Consider the following 21,072-nt stretch of genomic DNA (forward strand, 5'->3'; position numbering starts at 1 on the left):
TGGCCGCCCGGAGGCATTCCATCTTCAAAGGGTCCGACGCTGAAAGAGGCGGTTGCTCTCCCACACTGTAATCACATGTAGGATAAAAATCAAAGATTGCTCCCCCTTTCGGGGGAAATTTGGCCCGCGCGCTGTGTGCCGCGCGGGCCAGAAGATCAGGGGTCGAGGCCCTCGACCAGGGTCTGAAGGTTGTAGACGGCCATCTCCAGCTGCAGTTCATCCTGCACCCGGGCGAGCTGAGCCAGGCGCAGCTGGTCTTGCGCGTTGATCACATCGAGCTGGGTGGCCACGCCGTAGCGGAAGGCCGTCTCGGCCTGCTCCACACCGCGTTGGGCGAGCTCCAGCTCGGTGACGCCACTGTCGAGCTGAATGCGCGCGGCTTCGACATCGGCACGGGCCTGGTCGATCTCCGAGGCGATCTGGTGACGGGTCTGCTCCTGACGAAGCTCAGCGGCGACGCGCTGGGCCTGGGCCTGCTTGAGCTGCGCTTCGCGCAGCCCCCCGTCCCACAGCGTCCACTCCGCGCCCAGGGTCAGAATCCAGCGCGGGTCGCCGGGAGCAAGCGCGGTGGACTTGCCGCCGCCGTAGCTAAACGTCGCCGAGAGCGAGGGCAGATACTGGTAGTAGATATCTTCGATGCCCAGATCGGCGACCTCCATGGCCAGGCGGTTGACCTCAAAGGCGGCGCGGTTCTCTTCAGCGCGCTCCATCAGATTGTCACCCTGCACCTCCTCGGGACGCGCAGGGACCTCGACGTCGAAGTCGTCGTCGGTTTGCAGAAGTTCGGCAAAGGCTTTGCGCACCTGGATGTACTGCTGACGCGCGCGGTCGACTTCTTTCTGTGTTTGCACCGCGCGAAGTTGTGCGCGGGTGAGCTCAAACTCGGTGGCGGTGCCCGCGGCGACCTGCGCCTCGGTAAACCCGAGCACGGTCTGGGCGGAGAGGGCCTGCTGCACGCTGATATCGATCATGCGCCGCACCATCACCAGGTTGAAGTAGGTCGAGACGGCGGCCTGATCGAGCGCCTCGCGGGTCATCTCGACCTGGGCCTGCGCCAGATCGCGCTGGGCGTAGGCCTGGCGAATCAAGGGCCAGGAGCGGAAGTTCACGCGCATCGACGCGGCCACATTCCAGCGGTAGTCCGTCTTGGGCTGCACCACCGAGGGGGGCACCTCGATGCCCGGTGGGAGGCTGTCGCCGAAGTCCAGCACGACCTCCTCTTCGTTGACGGTGTAGTTGCCGCTGGCCGTAAAGCGGGGGAAGAGCGCGCTGTAGGCCTGACGAATCACGGTGTTGGCCGAGTCGACCTGGTTCTGAGCCAGGCGCACATCGAAGGACTGCTCGCGCACAAGCTGGCGCGCCTCATTGAGCGTCAGCGTACGGGCGACCTCGATGGTAACCTCGCTCTCGATCTCGGCGTCGTTGAGCTCGCGGCGTTCAATCTGGCCGGGATCGTCGACTTCGGGGAAGAGCTCCTCACCTTCGGCCTGCGTCTGCGCCTCATCGCTGGCCGGCGCTTCCTGGGCGGAGGTGACCGCCGGCAGCACCAGCATCACCAGCGAGAGCACCAGTCCGGCGGCCGCCACGCGCTTGAGCAAACGCTGCGAGAGGTCGGAGAGGCTGTCGAACATCGAGTAGAGCACCGGCACCACCACAAGCGTGAGCACCGTCGCTACCAGCAGACCGCCGGTGACCGCGACGCCCATCGGGCCCCACATCTCCACCGACGCCCCGCCGAAGGTCACCGACTGATCGATAAAGTCGATGCTCACGCCGAGCACGATGGGCAGAAGACCCAGAATGGTCGTGACGGCGGTGAGCATCACCGGGCGGAAGCGCACAAGCCCGGCTTGAATCAGCGCATCGCGGCGATCCCAGCCGCGGGCGCGCAGCTGGTTGATGTAGTCGATGAGCACGATGGCGTTGTTCACCACAACCCCGGCCAGGCTGATGATGCCAATACCGGTCATGATGATGCCGAAGGGGGCCTGCGTGATGATCAGGCTCCACAACACGCCGATGAGGCTCAAGAAGACGGTGAACATGATGATGAAGGGCTGGGCGATCGAGTTGAACTGGGTCACCAGAATCAAAAGGATCAAGAAGACCGCGGCGAGCAGGGCGTTACCCAGAAAGGCCGCGGCTTCTTCCTGATCCTGGCTCTCGCCGGTGTAGCGAATCTCGTAGCCGGCCGGGAGCTGCAGGTCGGTCAGACGCTTCTGAGCTTCCGCCAGGGCATCAGCGGCCAGGTAACCGTCGGCGACGTTGCCGCTGACGGTGACCACGCGCTCCTGATCTTTGCGGCGGATCGAGCCGCTACCGCCTCGCACCACAACTTCGGCGACTTCCACCAGCGGGACGTGCACGCCGTCTTTGTTGACGACGGTCAGCTGGCTGATGTCGGCGATGGCCTTGCGGCGATCTTCGGGAAGACGCACCAGGATGTCGTACTCCTCATCGGCCTCGCGGAAGACGCCGGCCTCGCTGCCGTTGATGGCCGTGCGCACCGTCTGCGCCACCGACTGCGTGCTCAGGCCGAGGACCGCGGCGCGCGCCCGATCGATCTCGACATGAATCTCGGGACGCGTCAGCTCCAGGTTGTCGGTCAGGTCGATAACCCCTTCGATGGTGCGCACCTCTTGCATGACCTGCTGGGAGATGCGCGCCAGGGTGGGAAGATCATCGCCGGCGATCTCAATGGAGACCGGGTCGCCGGTGGGCGGGCCCATGCTCTGGGTCGCCATGATGATCTCGGCGCCGGGGACCTTCGAGAAGGTCTGGCGCAGCTTCTCGATAAAGTCGTTGGGATCGCTGGGCTGATCTTCGATCGACTTAAGCTCCACGGTGATCTGACCGTAGTGTGGCGCCTCACCGCCGCCGCCGGCCTGACCGCCACCCTGGGTGCCGGTGTCGGTGATCCAGGCCGTCACAAGATCGGGGGCGGTGGAAAGAGGGCCCTGCAGGCCTTCGAGCGTGCTGCGGGTCTCCTCGATGTTGGTGCCGTCAGGCAGCGTGACCTGCACGCTGAACTGCTCCGGGGTGGTCTTGGGGAAGAACTCCACCCCGCGCGAGGTCGCGCCGAAGATCACGAAGGTGCCCACAAATACGCCGACCGCGATGAAGGTCACGATGATGCGGTGGTTGAGTGAGAACTCCAGCGTGTTGCGGTAGGCACGGTAGATAAAGAGGTCGGGCACCGAGTCTTCATCGAAACTCACGCCGTCCTGAACCTTGAGCAAGGTGGCGCAGAGCGTGGGGTTGATGACCAGCGCCACAAAAAGCGAGCTCAAGAGCGTGATGATGACCGTCAGAGGCAAGAATCCCATGAACTCGCCCATCACCCCGGGCCAGAAGAGCATCGGGAAGAAGGCCGCAACCGTGGTGGCGGTGGAGGCGATGACCGCCCAGCCCACCTCTTTTGTGCCATCGTAGGCGGCGGTGACGCGATCTTTGCCGGTGGAGGCGTGGCGGTAGATGTTTTCGACGATCACGATCGCGTTATCGACGAGCATCCCCAGCGCCAGCAGCAGGCTGAAGAGCACGACCATGTTGAGCGTGATGCCCAGCATCGAGAGCACCAGGAAGGTGATGAGCATGCTCATCGGCACACTCACCGCCACGAAGAGCGCGTTGCGGGCGCCGCCCATAAAGAAGAAGAGCACCAGGAGCACCAGGAGCATGCCGCTGATGATGTTGTTCTCCAGCTCACGCACGGTCGAGGCGATGCTCTTGGACATGTCGTTGACGATGGTGATCTGCACGGACTCGCCAGCCTGCTGATCGTAGCGGTCGATGACCTCTTTGGCGGCCTCGGCAATCGCCACGATGTTCTCACCGCTGCGCTTGACGATGGCCAGGCTGACGTTGGTCTTGGTCACCGGGACGCGCTCGCCAGCGGCGTTCTCTTTCCAGGTGGTCAGGCGGCTGAAGGTCGTGGGATCTTCAAAACCGTCTTCGATCTCGGCGACATCGCGCAGGTAGATGGGATTTCCGCCGGGCGACTTGACGACGATGTGGCGCATCGACTCGAGCTCGTCGAACTCACCGGCGACGCGCACGGTGTACTTCATCGAGCCGATGTCGATGGAGCCGCCGGGCAGGTTGATGTTCTCGGTCTGCAGGGCGGTGCTGACGTCGTTGGCCGAGACGCCCAGCTGGCGCATGCGCTCGGGGTTAAGCAGCACGTGGATCTCACGCTCAACGCCGCCGGCCAGGCTGACGCGCAGCACGCCGGGCAGCGCCTCGAGATCTTCCTGCATGTCTTCGGCCAGCGCTTTGAGGCGCACCGGGTCGAGATCGCCGGCGACGTTGGCCACAAGGATCGGCCAGTCGCTGGAGTTGATCTCCATGACCTCGGTGTCTTCGGCGTCCGGGGGAAGATCGGGCTTGGCTTTGTCGACCTCCACGCGGATGCGCTGGAGAACTTCGTCGATGTCGACCTCCGGATCGAACTCCAGCACGATCAACGAGGCGCTCTCGGCGCTGGTGGAGGTCATCTCCTTGAGATCGCGCAGGTTTTTGAACTGCCGCTCCATCGGCTGGGTGACCAGCGTCTCAATGTCGGCCGGCGAGACCCCGAAGTAGGGGGTCGAAACCATGACGATGGGAATGGCGATGTCGGGAGCGGCCTCGCGCGGGAGGCTGCGGTAGCTGAGCAGGCCGCCGATGATGATGCAGGCGATCAGCACATAAACGGCGACGGCATGATCGATGGAAAAGCGCGTCAGTCTCACAGCGTCTCCTTGGCGGCAGCGGCCGAGGCGTGGGGATCATCAACGACGTCGACCCGGGTGCCGGAGACCAGCGCGCGGTGGCCGCGCACAATCAGGCGATCGCCGGCGCTCAAGCCTTCGGTGATCATGATGTGGGTGGCGTTGCCCGGACCCACTTTGACCTGGCGAAGCTCGGCGGTGCCGTCTTCATTGACGACCATTGTCTCGCGGGCGTTGTAGCCTTCGAGCACCGCCTCGCGAGGGACCATGATGACCTGTTCGTAGTGCTCGCGCTCAAAGCGCAGGTCGGCGCGCATCCCGGGGCGGATCTGCAGATCTTCGTTGTCGATGCGGATCTCCACCGGGTAGGTGCTGGTGGCGCCCAGGGGGCGCAGGCCCACGCGGTGGATGGTGCCCTCAAAGGACTTCTGCAGGGCGGGGAAGTGCACCTCGATGGTCTCGCTGTCGCTTAAGTGGCGAAGCTCCGACTCGGGGACCTGGGCGTGCACCACGATGGTGTCGTAAACAATGACCTCGGCCAGGGCCACGCCCGGGTTGGCGAATTCGCCGGGCTCGGCGGTGCGGTTGACCAGGTAGCCGGCCAGCGGGCTTGTGACGCGGTTTTTGGACACGCCGATGCGCGCCTGGCGCAGGTTCTGACGGGCGCTCTCCAGGCTGGTGGTCGCCTGATCGATCTGTTGCGGCGTGGCCAGCCCCTCGGAGCGCAGGCGCTGCAGGCGGCGAAGTTCGCGCTCGGCGGCGTCGACCTGGGTCTGCAGAAGATCGATGCGCGCCGCGTCCAGCTCCACATCAATGCGGAAGATGTTCTGCCCGCGCTTCACTTCTTCGCCCTCTTCCACATAGGCGTTGAGGATGCGGCCGGGGACCTCCGCCATCAGGCGCACCGCGTCGACCGGCTCGGCGGTCCCGAGCACGTCGAAGGTGTCGGTGAACTCGGCCGCCTGGAGCGTGACCGCGTTGACCGGCGTGGGCGGGAGCTCTACGCGGGCCTGCTCCGGCTTGCTGGCGGCCTCGGAGTTGCACGCGCCCATCAAAAGAGCTAACGCCAGCACACCAAGTGCGCGGCGAAGAGGGGAAAGTGTGGCTTTCGAGGTCATGGTGTCTCCTGGGTGGCGAGCGTTCCCGCGCCATTAAAAAAGAAGTTCAACAGGCGCTCGCGCGCACCTGATCCGATGTATTCGTTAAGGAGTTGCTCGGGCTCTGAGCAATCACAGGAAAACTCCAGGATGCCAAAGGCGATCATCATCTGGTTGTTGATCAGCGCCATAAATTGACCCCCCCAAAAGTGCGTGCTTTGCCCCGGGTGTGGCAAAAGCTCCCCGCGCGCCACGCCGGCCTCGAAGACCTTATGGAGTAACCCGTGGGATTTTTGCTGCATGGCGACGATGTCGGCCCCCGGTCGACTCTGTACCGGCCCGAAAAGCACCGCGTACACAAAACGCACAAGCTCCGGGGCGATTTTCACCCCGTCGAAGAAGGTGTGGGCGATGGCGTCGAGGCGATCGCGCACATGCTCATGTTGAGCGATGGCGTCTTCGATGGCTTGATGCAGCGCTTCGACGACAAAATCGAGCAGCCGATGAAACACCCCCTCTTTGCTCTCGAAGTAGTAATAGAGCATGGGGTTTGTGACATCGGCCTCCTGCACGATCTCGCGCACGCTGGTGGCGGAGTAGCCTTTTTGGCCAAAGAGGCGAGCGGCGGCGATGAGAATGCGCGCAGCATTCTCGTTGAGGCCGCTCTCAACGAGCGACGCGATCAACGGGGGCGGAGGCTGTGGAGGGGAGGGGGTCGGGGTACTCATAGGGTAGGCCGCTACGGAAAGGGGGGGCGAGCGAAGAGCATCAGCGAGGTTGTTTAACGTTCGTTAGGTTAACGAGCGTTAGGCAGGAGGGATGATAGGGCCGCAAATTCTGGTGTCAACGGAAAGATACGATGCAATTTTAGCGTGTTGCATCTTCGAATGATGCACTGCGTCAGGATGCCGCAGGGGCTGACGGGGGTTCACATCGCTGAAAGAAAAATGGCCTGGGTTCAATCCTCGGTCGTCACAAGCGTTTGTCTGGCCGGGCGGAGGATTCCGGCTCTCCGGGCAAAGATTTGCCTGCCAGGGCGGAAGGTTCCGCCTCCCCGGTGAAAAATTTGCGCCTTATGCCGGAGGGATCCGCCTCTCGGGTGAAAATTTTGTCCGTCAGGGCGGAAGGATCCGTCCCTGGTCGGTGGGATGTGGGTCAGGACTCAGAGCAGTTTTAGAAAGTGAATCAACGCGTCTTGCTCGTTTTCAGAGAGCGCCTCGTAGCGCCGGCGAGCGTCGAGGGCTTCGCCGCCGTGCCAGAGGATGGCCTCATGAAAGGTGGAGGCGCGACCATCGTGCAGGAGCCGCGCGTCATCGGAGCGTTGCAGGACAAGGCCGAGCCCCCACAAAAATAAAATACATTACTTTGAGGGCGAGGCCACATTCTACGGGCTAGGTGTCCGTAGCTGAGAAAGGTTATGAATCAGATTTGACACTCGGGAGAGGTAATTGGTAGTTGAATTTTGCTTAATAAAATTGTTTGTGATGTGCAACATGCGCAGGTTCATTTCGAGACCTTGAGACGATCATCGCTACCTTCGATGTTCGGATTAACGAGATTTTTCGAGGGGTGGTGCCAGACTGGCTTCCTTTGCCTGTATCAACGATGATCGATTCGCTGGGGTCTTACGTCTCTTCCAATGTTCTTATGGGACTTCAGCTTATTGAGACGGCGTTACAAGTAAATAGAAGCGATCTTTTTCATAGTCATATGACGGTCGCTCGCAAGTACATTGCTCATGAAGTCACCGACATATCTGACGCGCGCTATTTGACCCATATGGTGAATCTGGTGGAAGCTCATGTGCATCGCTATCTTCCTATCGAAGCGGGCGGGGCCAGTGGCTGGCAAGATCTGGACTTTGTTAAAGGATGGAAGCCTGCTGAGATTGATCCTTTGATTGCCGGGCGCGCCGCATATAGCTATGCATTGGCTGTGTGGTTGGATGCCTTTGAGTTTAATCAGGCTTACTCCATCGACGGCAAAGCACCTTCATTAAACGATCCCGATCTTCATAACCGGGCGCTTGACGCAGCGGTCGAGGGATCGTTACGTACTTTGGTTGCCGAGCACATCTCGCCATCTGAACCCTGACAACTTGGAAGGGGAGCTTTTGTGATCCATGTGTAACATGCTCGTTAGTAGCGAGCATGTATGACCTCACCTAATACTGGAGCATATCATGACAAAAGTACCGCTTGTTGTTGCGTTAACGCTCGTCGCTCTGGTGGTCGCCTTTGGCACCGGGGCGGGAAGCCCGGACTACCACTCCCAATGTCCGCTCCTGGTTACAGATATGGAGCTTTTAGAGGTTAGCGTGGCTGGGGAGCCCGTTGAGGACATGACGCCTTATGAGGAGGTTGAGTTGCGAGTCGCAGCGAGTTCGAGCTCCAGAACCTTTCTTCACGTGAAGGACCTTGAGGTTGGAGAAGAGGGACTGATCGAGTTTGTTCCTGAAGTTACAGTTGGAGGAGAATTTCGATGAAGATATTCCAAGAGGTAATGATTGGTGCACTGATAATCATTTCATCATTAGGACTCACGAGCTGTCTTACGGATAACGGCTGTGGACGAGTTGTGAGTGGTATCCATGTTCCATGGGAAGGAGGGGTGTCCATTTTTGGCGTAATCGAAGGCGGAGATGTTGGCATTCATCCTTATGGCTCCAGCGATATGAAACTCACAATGGGTAGTATGAACTACGGTGGCCCCAGTATTGCTGCAGCGCAGCTCTCCTATTGGGTAGATGGTGAGGAGGTGCTCGAGACGTATCAGGTACTTGGTTATCAAGAAGTTGAATCGGAAGATCTTCTGGTTCGCTAAAACAAAGAACTCGGTGAAATTTTTGGCTCAAAGGCCGGAAGGTTCTGTTTTTGGTCGGTGGGATCTGTGACCCACGGTCACCTGCTGCGGGGTAGAAACATGACCGTGGGTCACCATTTAAAGCCGCCCCAGAAAGTGAACCAACGCTTCTTGCTCGGCTGGTGAGAGCGCCTCGTAGCGCCGGCGAGCGTCGAGGGCTTCGCCGCCGTGCCAGAGGATGGCCTCATGAAAGGTGGAGGCGCGACCATCGTGCAGGAGCCGCGCGTCATCGGAGCGTTGCAGGATAAGGCCCAGGCCCCACAGGGGTGGCGTGCGCCACTCCGAGGGCGTTGCACCTCCTTCGCCCACTGCATCGGAGAGCTCCGGCCCCATGTCGTGTAAGAGAAGATCGGTGAAGGGGAAGAAGGTCTGATTGGCCAGAAGCTCGGCGGCGTCCGGGGAGGTGTGCTGGCGCGGGGTGTGGCAGTCGGCGCAGCCGATGGCGTCAAAGTGGCGCGCGCCCTGTCTGTGCGGGGTGACCCGGGGTCATGCGTGGCGAGGTATGTGAGATGACCCTGGGTCGAGCCAGAGGGTGTTCAAAACGTGGCGAACCATCCTGGCGAGATGGCCAAAAGAAACGCCCGGGAGCGTCAGCTCCCGGGCGTTCTCATGCGTGTGATGCGCTCCAAAGACCAGCCGTCCAGAGGGGCATCGAGGGGTGAGGCGGCCCGAGGGGGCGCACACCTCACATCTGAATGATCTCGACGCCGCGCTCGGCGCGATCTTCGGAGGGTTTGGGGCTCTCGCGCTCCTGCTCCGGCCAGTAGGGAAGGGGCCGGGGGATCTCAAGCTGGGGGCGCTGCTCAGCTTGCTCTTGCTGACGAGCCCGTTCTTTTTTGAGCTGATCGTAGATGATGTAATCCGGCAGCATGGTCTTCATCCTTGGGCTGGGGACACCTGCGCTCGAAGAGCGTGAGTTATCCAGACAACTGGCCTCGAATACTGCCCTTACGTGCCGGGCTGCCCTTCACAGTCTTTAACGTGCAGGAAGCGTTCCATATTCAACGTGCCGGAGAAAATTACAGTGTGGCTGCTCCGACCCGCTGCCGAGGTTCTACTTTAAATATAGTCGAATTCGGGGGGCCGTCTACTTTCCTTTGCCGGGAAATCGCTGATGATGAGACCTGAAAACGCCTGTGTTGACGCCGATTTTTCAGTGATCATACGCGCTTAGGTGCGGACACGGGGCTCGAGGAGATGTTGCGAAGTTTTGCGATCGCCGGTCCAGTCGGCATTTCTGAGGCCCTGCGAACCCGGGGGTAGAAACGTAGCGTGAGGGGCGTTATGCCGCGATCGCCGGTGATTGACCTGGAGAAGGTTTGCGGCGAGAGCCCGGTCGGTGGACAGAGGTTGCTCCACCTCCCGATCTTCTGAATGAAGGTGGCGAGGCACTGCGGGCAGGCGCGGAAACAGGCGTCTCGTCGTTGTCTGGATAAAGAAGAAAACATGACCCCCGGTCATGCTGCTAGCACTTGAGAGAAATGACCCCGGGTCATCTCTCTGCCTCATGGAACAAGGGCGAGTGGCAATGCCGGGCGCATAAAAAAACCTCGCCACCTGGCGAGGTTTTTTCGATGCTGAGAGCGCGGAAGCGGGTGCACGACAGCTCTAAGTGCAGCCAGCCCCCCTGATCAAAACGATCAGTACCAGCGCAGGGTGATCGCCCCGTGGAAGGTCTCAAAGTCGCTGTTGGAGTAGAAATGGCGGGTATAGCCCACGCGAAACCCCGGGGCGATGGTACCGTTGACGAAGTACTCAAAGCCCAGGCCGCCTTTTACAGCCAGGCCCATCTCCTGATAGCGCCGCCGGTCGCCGGCGGGGTTGGAGGCGTCACTGATGCCGTAGGCCAGGCCCACGCCGGCCTCCGCAAAGAGACCGCTGACGATAAAGAGGGTGCTCGCTGCGTTGAGCGACCAGTGCTGGTGGTTGAGCTCCTGGCCGTAGACGTCGGTGGTGCGGATCCAGGAGTTGAGTTCCGCGCCAAAGAGCAGGTTGTTGGTGACCCCGCCGCCGAGTGCGGCGTGCAGATGCAGGCCCAGGTCGCCTCCCTCATCGAGGCCGGTGGACAAGGTCTCATCTTCGACAAAGACCGAGCCGATGCCGCCGCCGAGCCCCAGACCGAAGTAGGAGCCGCGCCGGTCTTTGTAGCCGTCGAGGGCCATCGCCGGAGCGCTTATCAAGAAGATCGCCATCGCCAGCAAAAGGGGCAGGGTGCGTCGCATCACAAGACCTCGCAGAAGAGTTGGGCGCTATCGTTTAAGGTGACCCCGGGTCAGGGGTCAGCGCAGCGCCGAGAAGTTAAGCAAAACGAATTCATCACTGAGCACGTCGACCACACGCTTGTCGTCGTGAGGGCCCACATCCACGGCGATGGTATGACGTCCGGCGGGCAATTTTATGCGAAATAAATCGATGTCGGCGGCCAGCGTGGTCCAGCTGCGGGTGTCGGGAGTATCCAGCGCGCTCATGGTGCCTTTGACGGCCAGGCCTGCCAGAAAGCCCAGGGCGCCGGCAGCGGAAGCCTCGGTGCCGCCGTGGCGCAGCGCGGCGTCGGTGGCCGCCCGGCTGGCCTCGCCGGCCACCGCCCGCACCACCGCGCGTGAGATGGCGGCGGCAGCTGCGGTGGCCCCGATCATCGTCCAGCTCGCGTGCACCTGGTCGGCCACGTTTACCCGCGCCGAGTGCGGCGCCACGCGTCCGTCGACGCTCAAACCAACCTGCCGCCGGGGCGGAAGCCCCTCGGTGGTAAGCACCGGGAAGTTCAGCGTGTTGAACACCCCGCTGGCGTGCAGGCTCATCGCTTTGCGTCGCTGATCGCTGCTTAAGTACACCCCGGAGTAGGGTGAGTACTGGGAGTAGCCCAGCGCCCAGTCCATGCCCACGCGAGCGGCCTGGCGGTAGGGCGAAAGCCCGCTCTGCACCACCACCAGCACGTCGCCCTGCTGATGGCGCGCGCGATACTCGGCGCCGCTCAAACGCTCGCGGCTGCGCGCCGAGAAGAAGAGCGGATGATCGTCTTCGACGCCGAAGTCTTGAAGATCGCGGCCGCGGTAGCCGGTCAGCGCGATCAAGTCTTCCAGGCGCTCCGGCCCCGCCTCCGGCCACACCCCCGAGAGGTAGGCCCGCGCGTAGAAACGCGCGGCGTTTTCGTACTCGCCAGACGCTTCGTAGGTGGCCCCGCTCAGGTAGTAGCCCAGCCCCAGGATGCCCGGCACAAGCTCGCGGGTGCCCTCGTCGATGAAGAAGCGCGCCAGCACGTAAAAGCGCCGGGCTTCCACCCGCGCTGAGCCCAGCCGGCCGGCGGCCAGAAAGTTGATCATGTTCTGGGTGTTGAGCAGCAGGCGCTCATGCGCCGGCGCGCGGTAGCCGCCGGAGTCGTCGCTGTAAATAAAGCGCATTACCTGCGCCGCACCCTCGCCGGAGAGGTCGACCCACTCCAGGTGATCGTCGACGTGCATCAAATCGCGGGCGGCCTGCTCATACTCGCCGGCGGCCTGAAGGAGGGTAGCGCGCTCCAGCAAAAAGAGCGCGCGATTTTCCTTAAGGTTCGCGGGAAGTTCGCTTGTGGCGTCAACTTCCAGGCGAGTGTTGAGCTCGGCGATGGCGCTCTCGGCGTCGCCCACTGAGAGGGACTGGCGGGTGGGTCGCAGCGTGTCGGTGTAGGAGGCGCATCCACTCATGACCAGCAGCAACGCCGCCACAAGCACAGCCGGCCAGAACTTTGAGGCTGGCGTGCACGCGCTCAACATATGCTGAGGCAGGGTTGTGAGGGAGCTGAAGGCGCTCATAAAAGGCCGCGAGCCGGGTCTGGCGAGTTCGAGGGACGCAAGGGAAGACGCCGCCCCCCGCGTGCCGCGCTGAAGATCTCAGGCGCGGTGGGGGGGGGCGGCACAGAAGCATTCGCCGGGAGGCAGTCGGTGCGACGCCTCAGCGGATCAGGCCCTTGGTGATGGCCGACTCATTCTGAAAATGAATCTGACCGGTGCTCACGTTGATGACCTGCACGAACATAAAGTACTGCACGCGCCGCTCATCTTCATCCCGGTCGGCCACGTCGTAGACCTTGCCGGTGACAAAATACTGCGCGCCGAGCTGGCGACCGTAGGCCGCAAGGCGCGTCGGATCGTAGGCGTCGGACTGCTGGCGGCGCACCTCATTGAGAAGATCGGGCTGGCTCTCCCAGCTCACCACCGAGGCGGCCGTCTGGTTGACGAGATCGGTCTCAAACTTCGAGAGCAAGGTGTCGAGCTGTTGCCCGATATGCTCGCTGGTCTCGTTGCGCATCGGGAAGATCGCTACCACCGGCGAATCCCCGCGGTCCCACTGGCGGACAATGGAGCTGCTCATCAGCTCGTCGATGTTGTCGTCGTAGAGACGGTTGAGGTCTTCGCGATCAAAGCGAAGGCTCATCGTGTAGTCGTCGAGGCGAGGCTCCTCGGTGTCGCGCACGTACTGCGGACTTCCGCAGGCGCTGAGCGTGGCGAGCAGCAGCACCGAGAGGAGCAGCGGGCGAAGGGGGAAAGCGGTAGAGGTCTTCACGGCGTCTCATCCTTTTAAGGGCAGCCATCATCGTGGGGTCGGTCGCTGGCGAAGATGCGCGCCAGGCAGTGGAAACAAGGCTCTTGCAGGCAGCGCCGCGCGTCACACTCGCCACACCGCTCGCCAGTGTAAGGGCCCGGGGGCGAAGAACAAGCGCCGCGATAGCCCCGCTCTTTTGGGCGCGGGGCGCATCTGCTAGCGTGAGTGCTCTGCGCAGAAAGTCCTGCTTCTCGAGACGGTAGACGATGAAACTTCGGCAAATATTCGCTTCTTTTTTGGTCTTCGCCACCACTCTGCCGGCAGCCTCGCTCCTGGGCGGCTGCACTGAACCTCTGGTGGAGGCCGGCACGCCGGTGCTCACCCTCGATGTGCGCTCGGAGGAGACGTACACCGTTGGCGAGGATGTGATTCAGATCAACCTCACGGGCAGCGATCCGGGGGGGCTGCCGCTGACCTTCGAGGTGGCTGATAAGCCCGAGCGGGCGACCTTCCAGACGTTCAGCAACGCCGCGGTCTTCACCTGGGATCCCATCGCCAGCGACGCCACCGGGGAGGGCAGCCGACGCCTGGTGTTTTCGGCCAAAAACAGCGTGGGCAAGGTGGCCGAGCGGGTGGTGCACGTGCGCATCCTTTCGGGCAATGGCCAGCCCCGGTTTGTGAGCTCGCAGAGTGAGCTTTATGACCCGCGCGGCGGCCAGCCTCTGCGCCTGGAGGTGCGGGTGCGCGATGACGACTCCAACCAGGTCACCATCACTATGCCGGCAGCGAGCGCCCCGCAGGGCGCGAGCTTTGAGCAGGTGGAGGCCTTTGAGGGCGTTTTCTCCTGGCTTCCCTCCCCGGCGCAGCTGCAGCAGCGCGCGCATACGGTGACCTTTGTCGCCGAAGATTTTGTGCATGAGCCGGTGGAGTTCGTGGTCACGATCATTGTGCAGCGCAGCGGCCAGTCGCCGGGCACGCCCTCTGACGATCGCTGTGAGGTGGAGGGCCCGATTGTGCACACCGCCCTGCGCACCCAGCGCGGCGTGGGCGACTACCTCATTGAGGCCGACATCGCCGGGGGCTCCACCCGCTTCTCGGAGGTGATGCTCTACTGGACGCTCGACGATCCCTTTAGCGAGAGCGCCGACTTTGAGAGCCGCCTGATGACGCTGGAGGGCAAGGTCGCCCGCGCCTCCATCGCCAACCCGCTCCCCACCTCCGGCGACTCGCCGGTGATCTCGTATACGATCTGCGCGGTGGAGGCCGAGCCGACCTCGGAAGATGAGGCCGTGGTGTGTGCCCCGCCTTATACCTACTGGCGATTTGCGGCCTACTCCCCCGATGATTCTGGCTGCGTGGATGACGGCGTCGACCTGGGCTCGGTAGCGCAGGCTGCCCCGATGGTGCGCGAGGATTACAGCGACCATCGCCTCTGCCGGAGCGCCGATAAACATCATAGCGTGGAGGTGGGTGAGGGCGAAGTTCTCGAAGTGGTGGTGGCGCACTCCCCGGGCACCGACCTGGAGCTGAGCTTTGTGGAAGGCAGCGCCACCTTTGAGCGCGCCGGCTGCGACGGGCTGGCTGTGGCCATCCTGGACACCCCTGGTACCTACGTGGTGCGCGCCCGCGGCGATGAGGCCGCCTACCACATCGGCGCCTACAGCCTGGAGCAGACCACCTGCCCTGATGCGGCCTACGAGCCCAACGACGCCGCGGCGATGGCCACGCTCCTGACCGAGACCTTTGTGGGATTGAGCGAGCTGGCCATCTGTGAGGCCGACGACGTCGACCTCTACGCCGTAGAGCTTTTTGCCGGCGACGATCTGGAAGTTCTTGCGGCGTTTGCCCACGCCGAGGGCGACATCGACCTGACGCTCTATGCGCCCGAGCAGTCCACCTCAGCCACCCTGGGTGAGGATGGCGTGGCCAGCGCGTGGTCGAGCGATGACGATGAGGTGCTCAGCTACACCGCGGCCGCTTCCGGCTTCCATTACCTGCGTGTGGAGAGCGTCGACGGGCCGAACGCCTATGATCTGGCCGTGGAGCGGATCTGCAACGATGTTGATACCTTCGCCGGCAACCACTCGCTCTCCGAGGCGGCCGCCCTGGAGCTGGACCTCTCCGAGGTCGACCTGCAGATCTGCAACGATCTGGAGGATTGGTTCGCCATTGAGGTTGAGGCCGGCCAGAGCGTGCTGGGGCAGATGGTCGTCAACCGCGGCAGCGCGCAGGATGTGCTCCTGGATGTCTTCAACGAAGGCGGCGGTCGCGTGGCGGTGGGAGAGGCAAGCATCCGCTCGGTGGACTTTGATTTTGTGGCCGACGAGACGGGCACCTACTACCTGGCGATCAGCGCCGAGGCGCCGGTGGAGTACGACCTGGATATGTTCGCGTTCTAAGCGGCTGAATCGAGTATTTTTGAGGTTTTTTCAGGTGTTTCTGGCAAGTGGTGTGGGTGGCCGTATCACCCTTGATAGGCATTGCTGCGCCGGCTGTGGCGCGTCACACTGAGACTTCCCCTGACCCCATCCGAGCTTAAGGAGCGCGGCGATGAAGATCTGGCAAAACCCCATCTGGCGAGCTGCGACGGCGGTCCTGCTCTTGAGCGCTGCGGCCTGCGGCACCGAGTCGAGTGAGGCTGAAGACGCCGATGTGCACCTGGCCGATGATGCCGGCGATGTCGCAGAAGACGCCGACGGGAGCGCGGATGCGGACGATGCCTCCGGCGTGTCTGTGCCCAACTACTACTCGCATATCCGCCCGATGATGGCGGCGCGTTGCAACGAGTGTCACGTCGAAGACGCCATCGCCCCGATGGCGCTGGACTCCTATGAGGGCATCAAAGAGATGGGGCGGCTGGCGCTTGGGGCGATGGAGACCGGGGTGATGCCGCCCTGGCCTCCGGCCGAGGAGTGTGGGCCGCCTCTCAAGAACCGCCGGCATATCAGCGAGGAGGAGATCGCGGTCTTTCGTGAGTGGGTGGAGGCGGGTTACCCCGAGGGTGAGCCGAGCGATGCGCCTCCCCCCGAGCGCGATGAGAATGCGCCGGTCTTTGACCGCGGTGAGCCCGATCTGACTCTGGACTGGGGCTTTGAGTATACGCCCGAGCCGCCGCTGGCCGAGGCGGTCGACGATTACCGCTGCTTTGTCATCGACCCCGAGCTCAATGAGGATCAGTTCCTCAACGCCGTGCGCACTCGCCCCGGCAACACCCGGGTGGTGCACCACGCGCTGGTGTACTCGGTCTCCGAAGATCAGGCCGCGCGCCTGGAGCAGCTCGAAGCCGAAGACGAGCGCCCCGGCTACACCTGCTTCGGCGGGCCGCGCACCTCCGATCCCTGGCTGCTCTCGGGCTGGGTGCCCGGCACCATGCCCCTGGAGTTTGAGGAGGGCCACGGGGTGCGCATTGAGGCCGGATCGAAGATCGTGGTGCAGATGCACTACAACACGGTCAACGACACCGAGGGCAGCGATCGCAGCCTCTTTGATCTTTATTTTGTCGACCAGGAGACGACCTCCCGGGTGACCGAGCTTGTGATCATTCCGCTGGCGGAGCTTGGCCTGCAGATTGAGGCCGGCGACCCGGACGCGGTGGCCGTGGAAGAGGGGCCGGAGATCCCGCTGCCGCTCACCCTTCACGGGGTTGCCCCGCATATGCATCTGCTCGGAAAGAGCATCAAGGTCACCGCCCAGACCGGGGCCGGTGAGGTCTGTTTGATGGACATCCCCGAGTGGGACTTTAACTGGCAGGGTTTTTACCTCTTTGAGGAGCCGCAGGTTCTGGTGCCGCCGGTGCTCCCGCGCCTGGAGTGTCGCTACGACAACTCCCCGGCCAACCAGCCCGACGGGCGCGCCCCGCAGGAAGTACGCTGGGGGGAGGGCACCTACGATGAGATGTGCCTCAACTACTTCATTGTGGAGCGTCCCCCCGGACTTTGAGAGGGCGTGGAGGCGGTTGACGGAGCAGTGCGTCTGCGACGTGTTTGCGCGAGCGGCCTGAAGCAAGGGGCCGCTCGCGCTTTATGTTGCGTAAAACTTAGGGTAAGCCTGCCAGCTGCGCGCCTCCCGGCCCTGTGCCGGGGCTGCGCGCCTTTTGAAGATCGCTTGAAACAGGCCCTACCACGATGTGGACGATGCGAGACGAATTCGACCTGGAAGAAGACGGCCAGACCACCCCGGCGCTGATGACCCTGGAAGCGCTTTTGCCCCGCGGCCTCGAGGGGCTGACCCGCGAGCTGCGCCGGGCGCTGGAGCGCGACAACTATTCGGAAGCGCTCAAAGTGGCCAACGCGCGCTACGCCGAGCAGGGCGCCACCGATCTGGAGGCGGCGCTGACCTATGCGATTTTGCTGGTCGGCCGCCAGCTCTGCGATGAGGCGTTGGGCGTGATTCGACGCGCGCTGACGCATCATGCCCAGGACGTCTCCCTGCAGCTCAGCCAGGTCGAGGCCCTGATCGTGATGGGTGAGTTTGATGCGGCCACAGCCCTGCTCGACGCGATGGGCGCGGTGAACACCGCCGAGCCCCGCCATCACGCCTTTATGGGCGATATGTACCTGGATATGGGCTCGGAAGACGATGCGATGGACTGCTACCGCCAGGCGGTGGACCGCGGCGTGGAGGCCGTCGATGTGGCATTCCGGCTGGGGCATCTGCTCTTCGATCGCGAGGAGTTCGATGAGGCCGCGCACTATTTCGGCATCGCCGCGCGCCAGGCCGTCGACAACCCTATGGTCTGGGAGATGGCCGCCACCGCCTACTTTGAGGCCGGGCGCGTCGAAGATGCGGCGTACGCATTTAAACGCGTGCTGCAGGAAGATCCCGAAAACACCTCGGCCTGGCTCTACCTGGGGCTCTGCCATCAGGTGAACCAGGACTTTGAAGACGCCGTCGACGCCTTTGAGGAGTACGTCGAGCTGGAGCCGGAGAGCGCGGTGGGCTGGGGGCAACTCGGCCAGTCGCATCTTTTGCTGGGCCAGCATGAGCAGGCGCTGCGCAGCTTTGAAGAAGGTGTCAAACACGCCGGCGATGACGTGACGATGCTCAACGGCGCGACGATGGCCGCTTACCAGAGCGGCGACACCGAGGCGGCCGAGCGCTGGGCGCGCCGCGCCATCGAGGTTGGCCCGGAGAATATGGAGGCGCAGTACAACCTGGGCGTCCTCTTGCTGGAGCGCCGCCGGGTCAAAGAGGCTCGCCTGGTCCTGGAGCAACTTCTGGAGCAGGAGCCCCCGGACAGCTCTTCGGCGGTGGGCGCGCTGGCGGTTGCCGAGCTGATTGACGGTCAGCGGGCCGCGGCGTTTGAACATATCGAGGAGGCCCAGCGTCTGGGTGTAGACGCCGAGTGGCTGGGCGCGTTTGCCGAAGAACTTTTGAAGATCGAAGGCGGCACCCCGGCCCGAGTCTTTTTGCAGAAGGCGTACAGCGGCGACGATCGCTGGTTCTCGGTGCGCGCGATGCTCGGCTTTGTGTGCGCGTCGATCGCCGGTGAAGAAGAGTTAACGCGCGACTTCGCCAACACCTTTGTGGAGGAGCTTGAGCTTACCCCGGAGGTCGTGCCGATGATGTGGGACTTTGAGTCCTGGGAAGCCGTCGCGATGCGACTTCAGGGCGACGATGCCCGCGTCTTCTCGAAGATGCTGGCGGTGGTCGAAGGACGTCGCAAACTTGCGCAGGTCGCCGAGAGCATCCGCCGCTGAGCTTAAACGCTCGGCCGAGGTTTTGGAGGAGCAACGATGGTCAGCCGACGATTTCCGATGCGATCCTCGATCGCCCTAGCCCTCACCCTGGCGCTGAGCGCGCTGGGGTGCACCGAGCCCAACCCCGCCTACCAGGGCGATCCGCTCTTGCCGGATGAGTGTCGGGCCGGCATTGAGCGCAGCGAGCTCTTCGATCGTTTTGAGCGCCCGGAGCTCCTCGATGTGCTCGTGGTGATGGATAACGCCGGCGAGATGCAGGCCTACCAGCGAGCGCTGGCTGAGGCGCTGCCCGGCTTTCTGGAGCGCCTGGAGGGCGAGGGCGGCCTCGATGTGCAGGTGGGCGTGGTGACCAGTGACGCCCGCGACGGGGCGGGCCTGGCGCCGATCGTGCGCGACGTGGAGGGCTGTGAGGATAACACCCTGCAGGTGGCCTACTCCGGGGTGGAGGGCTGGGTACGCGCGGCGGCCTGCAATGTGCAGCAGGGCGAGGGGGGCGATGGGTTTCAGCAGGCCCTCGACGTGATTGAGACCAATGTGCTCGGGGAGGCCTCGGCGCTGCGCGCCTTTCGCCGCGAGGAGGCGCGTCTGCTCATCCTGGTCGTGAGCAACGAAGACGACTGCTCCGGCCCCACCCCCGAAGGAGAGGGCGCCAGCCGCGATGTCTGCGCCTGGAGCGCCGAGAGTCGCCGTGAGGTCGCCCCGCTGGTCGAGGAGCTGCTCGCCAGCAGTGAGAGCCCCGAGGGCATCTCCTTTGCCGCCATCACCGGGCCGCCCTCCGGCGCGAGCTATGAGGATGGCGAGGTGGTGCGCTCGGTCTGCCGCAGCACGCTTGGGGCGGCCTACCCCGGAAACCGCCTCTACCAGACGGTGGAAGCGTTCGGGGAGCGCGGCATCTTCACAAGCGCCTGCACGCTCGACTTCTTCGATCAGCTCGACCTCATCGCCGACCGCCTCGCCATGACCAGCTCGGTGACTTTATGCGCCTCCGAGCCGATGGCTCATGAACCTCTGGAGGTGCTCGGCCTGAGCGAAGATGGCCAGGAAGAGGTCATTGGTTTCGGGTCGGGCTTTGTCTTTCTGGGGCCGGTGGAGGGCTGCGATAACGGCGCGCTCTCGCTCAAACGCCAGGGGCTTGAGGGCATTGTGGAAGTCAGCACGCGTTATTGTGCGCTGCCTTAAGGCGGCGTAAACGCGGCGTCCTCCCGACCTCCTTCAAAGGGGCTGCTTGACTTCACTCGGTGGCGGTTTATCTTCGCGCTTGCTTTGACGCCGGCTCTCGGCGTGTCGCACCGACGTAACGGGGCGATCCGCCGCTCTCGGGCTCGCTTTTTTCGCGGCGCGGGCGATGCTGCAGTCGGCGCTTTATGGCGCTGAGAATGCACCTTTTACTGACCGCAATGACCCCATTTTAAGGAGGTTCTTCATGGCTGGAAACCACACCCTTCCCGAGCTTAATTACGCCTACGACGCGCTCGAGCCCTTCATCGACGAGCAGACGATGCGTCTGCACCACAGCAAGCACCATATGGGCTACGTCAACGGCCTCAACGCGGCGGAGAAGGCCCTGAAAGAAGCTCGTGAGAGCGGGGACTTCGGCAAGATCCGTGATCTTGAGCGCCTGGCGGCCTTCCACGGCTCCGGTCACTTCAACCACTGCCTCTTCTGGCAGAACATGACCCCGGCCGATAACTACAAAGATCCCTCGGGCGACCTGCTCAAGCAGATCAACAAGGACTTCGGCAGCCTCGACAGCCTCAAAGCGCAGTTTGGCGCGGCGGCCAAGGCTGTGGAAGGCAGCGGCTGGGGCCTTCTGTGCTGGCAGCCCGCCGGTGAGCAGCTGGTGACCCTTGCGGCGGAGAACCACCAGAAGCAGACCCAGTTCACCGCCATCCCGGTGCTGGCGCTCGATGTGTGGGAGCACGCCTACTACCTGAAGTACCAGAACAACCGCGGTCAGTACGTCGACCAGTGGTGGAACGTGGTCAACTGGGAGAACGTCGCCGAGAACCTGGCGCGCGCCACCCAGTACAAGTTCGAGCTGCGCTAAGCGAAGACGCGCCGCCCTTCGGGCGGCGCTTGTTTCGAGCGTAAGACCGACGTTGCCAGCGCCCCGAGTTCGGGGCGCTGGTTTTTTTTGATCAGGGTTTATTAAGCGGAAGCGCCGCGTTTAACCCGCCTGAGGCG

Annotated in this window: 16 protein-coding genes and 1 pseudogene; 8 read left to right on the forward strand and 9 right to left on the reverse strand. The window is 63.0% G+C overall.

All coding sequences use genetic code 11. The annotated features are described in order from the left end of the window. Positions 1 to 155: 155 nt before the first annotated feature. The 4 genes from FRC98_RS13555 to FRC98_RS13570 form a co-directional block, all read right to left on the reverse strand. Complete coding sequence (locus tag FRC98_RS13555) at positions 156 to 4,733, reverse strand: efflux RND transporter permease subunit (protein ID WP_146981978.1); 4,578 nt, start codon at positions 4,731 to 4,733, stop codon at positions 156 to 158. Beyond that, entirely contained in the window at positions 4,730 to 5,830 is a 1,101-nt protein-coding gene (locus tag FRC98_RS13560) for an efflux RND transporter periplasmic adaptor subunit (RefSeq protein WP_146981979.1), read from the reverse strand. Before FRC98_RS13560 ends, FRC98_RS13555 begins: the two co-directional genes overlap by 4 nt. Further along, positions 5,827 to 6,537, reverse strand: a complete 711-nt coding sequence (locus FRC98_RS13565) for a TetR/AcrR family transcriptional regulator (protein ID WP_146981980.1) — start codon at positions 6,535 to 6,537, stop codon at positions 5,827 to 5,829. Before FRC98_RS13565 ends, FRC98_RS13560 begins: the two co-directional genes overlap by 4 nt. Positions 6,538 to 6,971: 434 nt before the next feature. Then, positions 6,972 to 7,157, reverse strand: a complete 186-nt coding sequence (locus FRC98_RS13570) for a di-heme oxidoredictase family protein (protein WP_230467598.1) — start codon at positions 7,155 to 7,157, stop codon at positions 6,972 to 6,974. Positions 7,158 to 7,381: 224 nt separating this feature from the next. On the opposite strand from FRC98_RS13570, the gene FRC98_RS13575 reads away from it, so the two are divergent. The 3 genes from FRC98_RS13575 (at position 7,382) to FRC98_RS13585 (ending at position 8,632) form a co-directional block, all read left to right on the forward strand. Next, the gene (locus FRC98_RS13575) at positions 7,382 to 7,903 is read left to right on the forward strand and encodes a hypothetical protein (RefSeq protein WP_146981982.1); all 522 of its coding nucleotides are present in this window, start codon (positions 7,382 to 7,384) and stop codon (positions 7,901 to 7,903) included. Between the two features lie 88 nt (positions 7,904 to 7,991). Beyond that, positions 7,992 to 8,294 carry a hypothetical protein gene (locus FRC98_RS13580; RefSeq protein WP_146981983.1) on the forward strand — a complete coding sequence of 101 codons (303 nt, stop codon included), beginning with the start codon at positions 7,992 to 7,994 and terminating at the stop codon, positions 8,292 to 8,294. Further along, positions 8,291 to 8,632, forward strand: a complete 342-nt coding sequence (locus tag FRC98_RS13585; RefSeq protein ID WP_146981984.1) for a hypothetical protein — start codon at positions 8,291 to 8,293, stop codon at positions 8,630 to 8,632. The genes FRC98_RS13580 and FRC98_RS13585 overlap by 4 nt, the downstream gene beginning before the upstream one ends. Before the next feature lie 117 nt (positions 8,633 to 8,749). On the opposite strand, the pseudogene FRC98_RS13590 reads toward FRC98_RS13585, so the two are convergent. From FRC98_RS13590 to FRC98_RS13610, 5 genes and pseudogenes are all read right to left on the reverse strand, one after another. After that, a pseudogene (locus tag FRC98_RS13590) lies at positions 8,750 to 9,127 on the reverse strand (di-heme oxidoredictase family protein); the annotation flags it as partial. A gap of 229 nt (positions 9,128 to 9,356) precedes the next feature. After that, a complete protein-coding gene (locus FRC98_RS13595; protein ID WP_146981986.1) occupies positions 9,357 to 9,551 on the reverse strand; it encodes a hypothetical protein in 195 nt (64 codons plus the stop codon). A 760-nt stretch (positions 9,552 to 10,311) separates the two neighbouring features. Then, positions 10,312 to 10,893, reverse strand: coding sequence for a hypothetical protein (locus FRC98_RS13600; RefSeq protein ID WP_146981987.1), 582 nt, complete (start codon positions 10,891 to 10,893; stop codon positions 10,312 to 10,314). 57 nt (positions 10,894 to 10,950) lie between these two features. Then, positions 10,951 to 12,459: a COG3014 family protein gene (locus tag FRC98_RS13605; RefSeq protein ID WP_146981988.1), complete on the reverse strand. Its 1,509-nt coding sequence runs from the start codon at positions 12,457 to 12,459 to the stop codon at positions 10,951 to 10,953. Positions 12,460 to 12,598: 139 nt separating this feature from the next. Beyond that, positions 12,599 to 13,210: an LpoB-related protein gene (locus FRC98_RS13610; RefSeq protein ID WP_146981989.1), complete on the reverse strand. Its 612-nt coding sequence runs from the start codon at positions 13,208 to 13,210 to the stop codon at positions 12,599 to 12,601. A 245-nt stretch (positions 13,211 to 13,455) separates the two neighbouring features. Between FRC98_RS13610 and FRC98_RS13615 the strand changes: the two genes are divergently transcribed. From FRC98_RS13615 to FRC98_RS13635, 5 genes are all read left to right on the forward strand, one after another. Beyond that, positions 13,456 to 15,588: a PPC domain-containing protein gene (locus FRC98_RS13615; protein WP_146981990.1), complete on the forward strand. Its 2,133-nt coding sequence runs from the start codon at positions 13,456 to 13,458 to the stop codon at positions 15,586 to 15,588. A 151-nt stretch (positions 15,589 to 15,739) separates the two neighbouring features. Further along, entirely contained in the window at positions 15,740 to 17,128 is a 1,389-nt protein-coding gene (locus FRC98_RS13620) for a hypothetical protein (protein WP_146981991.1), read from the forward strand. Positions 17,129 to 17,322: 194 nt separating this feature from the next. After that, a complete protein-coding gene (locus tag FRC98_RS13625) occupies positions 17,323 to 18,888 on the forward strand; it encodes a tetratricopeptide repeat protein (RefSeq protein ID WP_230467599.1) in 1,566 nt (521 codons plus the stop codon). A 36-nt stretch (positions 18,889 to 18,924) separates the two neighbouring features. After that, positions 18,925 to 20,067, forward strand: a complete 1,143-nt coding sequence (locus FRC98_RS13630; RefSeq protein WP_146981993.1) for a hypothetical protein — start codon at positions 18,925 to 18,927, stop codon at positions 20,065 to 20,067. 244 nt (positions 20,068 to 20,311) lie between these two features. Continuing rightward, entirely contained in the window at positions 20,312 to 20,935 is a 624-nt protein-coding gene (locus FRC98_RS13635; RefSeq protein ID WP_230467600.1) for a superoxide dismutase, read from the forward strand. Positions 20,936 to 21,072: the final 137 nt, after the last annotated feature.

It is taken from the genome of Lujinxingia vulgaris (genome assembly GCF_007997015.1).
GTDB lineage: Bacteria > Myxococcota_A > Bradymonadia > Bradymonadales > Bradymonadaceae > Lujinxingia > Lujinxingia vulgaris.

Bases quoted from the DNA above. Each gene is read 5' to 3' on its own strand.
- FRC98_RS13560 (WP_146981979.1), bottom strand. From the start codon at position 5,830: ATGACCTCGAAAGCCACACTTTCCCCTCTTCGCCGCGCACTTGGTGTG.
- FRC98_RS13565 (WP_146981980.1), bottom strand. From the start codon at position 6,537: ATGAGTACCCCGACCCCCTCCCCTCCACAGCCTCCGCCCCCGTTGATC.
- FRC98_RS13580 (WP_146981983.1), top strand. From the start codon at position 7,992: ATGACAAAAGTACCGCTTGTTGTTGCGTTAACGCTCGTCGCTCTGGTG.
- FRC98_RS13585 (WP_146981984.1), top strand. From the start codon at position 8,291: ATGAAGATATTCCAAGAGGTAATGATTGGTGCACTGATAATCATTTCA.
- FRC98_RS13595 (WP_146981986.1), bottom strand. From the start codon at position 9,551: ATGAAGACCATGCTGCCGGATTACATCATCTACGATCAGCTCAAAAAA.
- FRC98_RS13600 (WP_146981987.1), bottom strand. From the start codon at position 10,893: ATGCGACGCACCCTGCCCCTTTTGCTGGCGATGGCGATCTTCTTGATA.
- FRC98_RS13605 (WP_146981988.1), bottom strand. From the start codon at position 12,459: ATGAGCGCCTTCAGCTCCCTCACAACCCTGCCTCAGCATATGTTGAGC.
- FRC98_RS13615 (WP_146981990.1), top strand. From the start codon at position 13,456: ATGAAACTTCGGCAAATATTCGCTTCTTTTTTGGTCTTCGCCACCACT.
- FRC98_RS13620 (WP_146981991.1), top strand. From the start codon at position 15,740: ATGAAGATCTGGCAAAACCCCATCTGGCGAGCTGCGACGGCGGTCCTG.
- FRC98_RS13625 (WP_230467599.1), top strand. From the start codon at position 17,323: ATGCGAGACGAATTCGACCTGGAAGAAGACGGCCAGACCACCCCGGCG.
- FRC98_RS13630 (WP_146981993.1), top strand. From the start codon at position 18,925: ATGGTCAGCCGACGATTTCCGATGCGATCCTCGATCGCCCTAGCCCTC.
- FRC98_RS13635 (WP_230467600.1), top strand. From the start codon at position 20,312: ATGGCTGGAAACCACACCCTTCCCGAGCTTAATTACGCCTACGACGCG.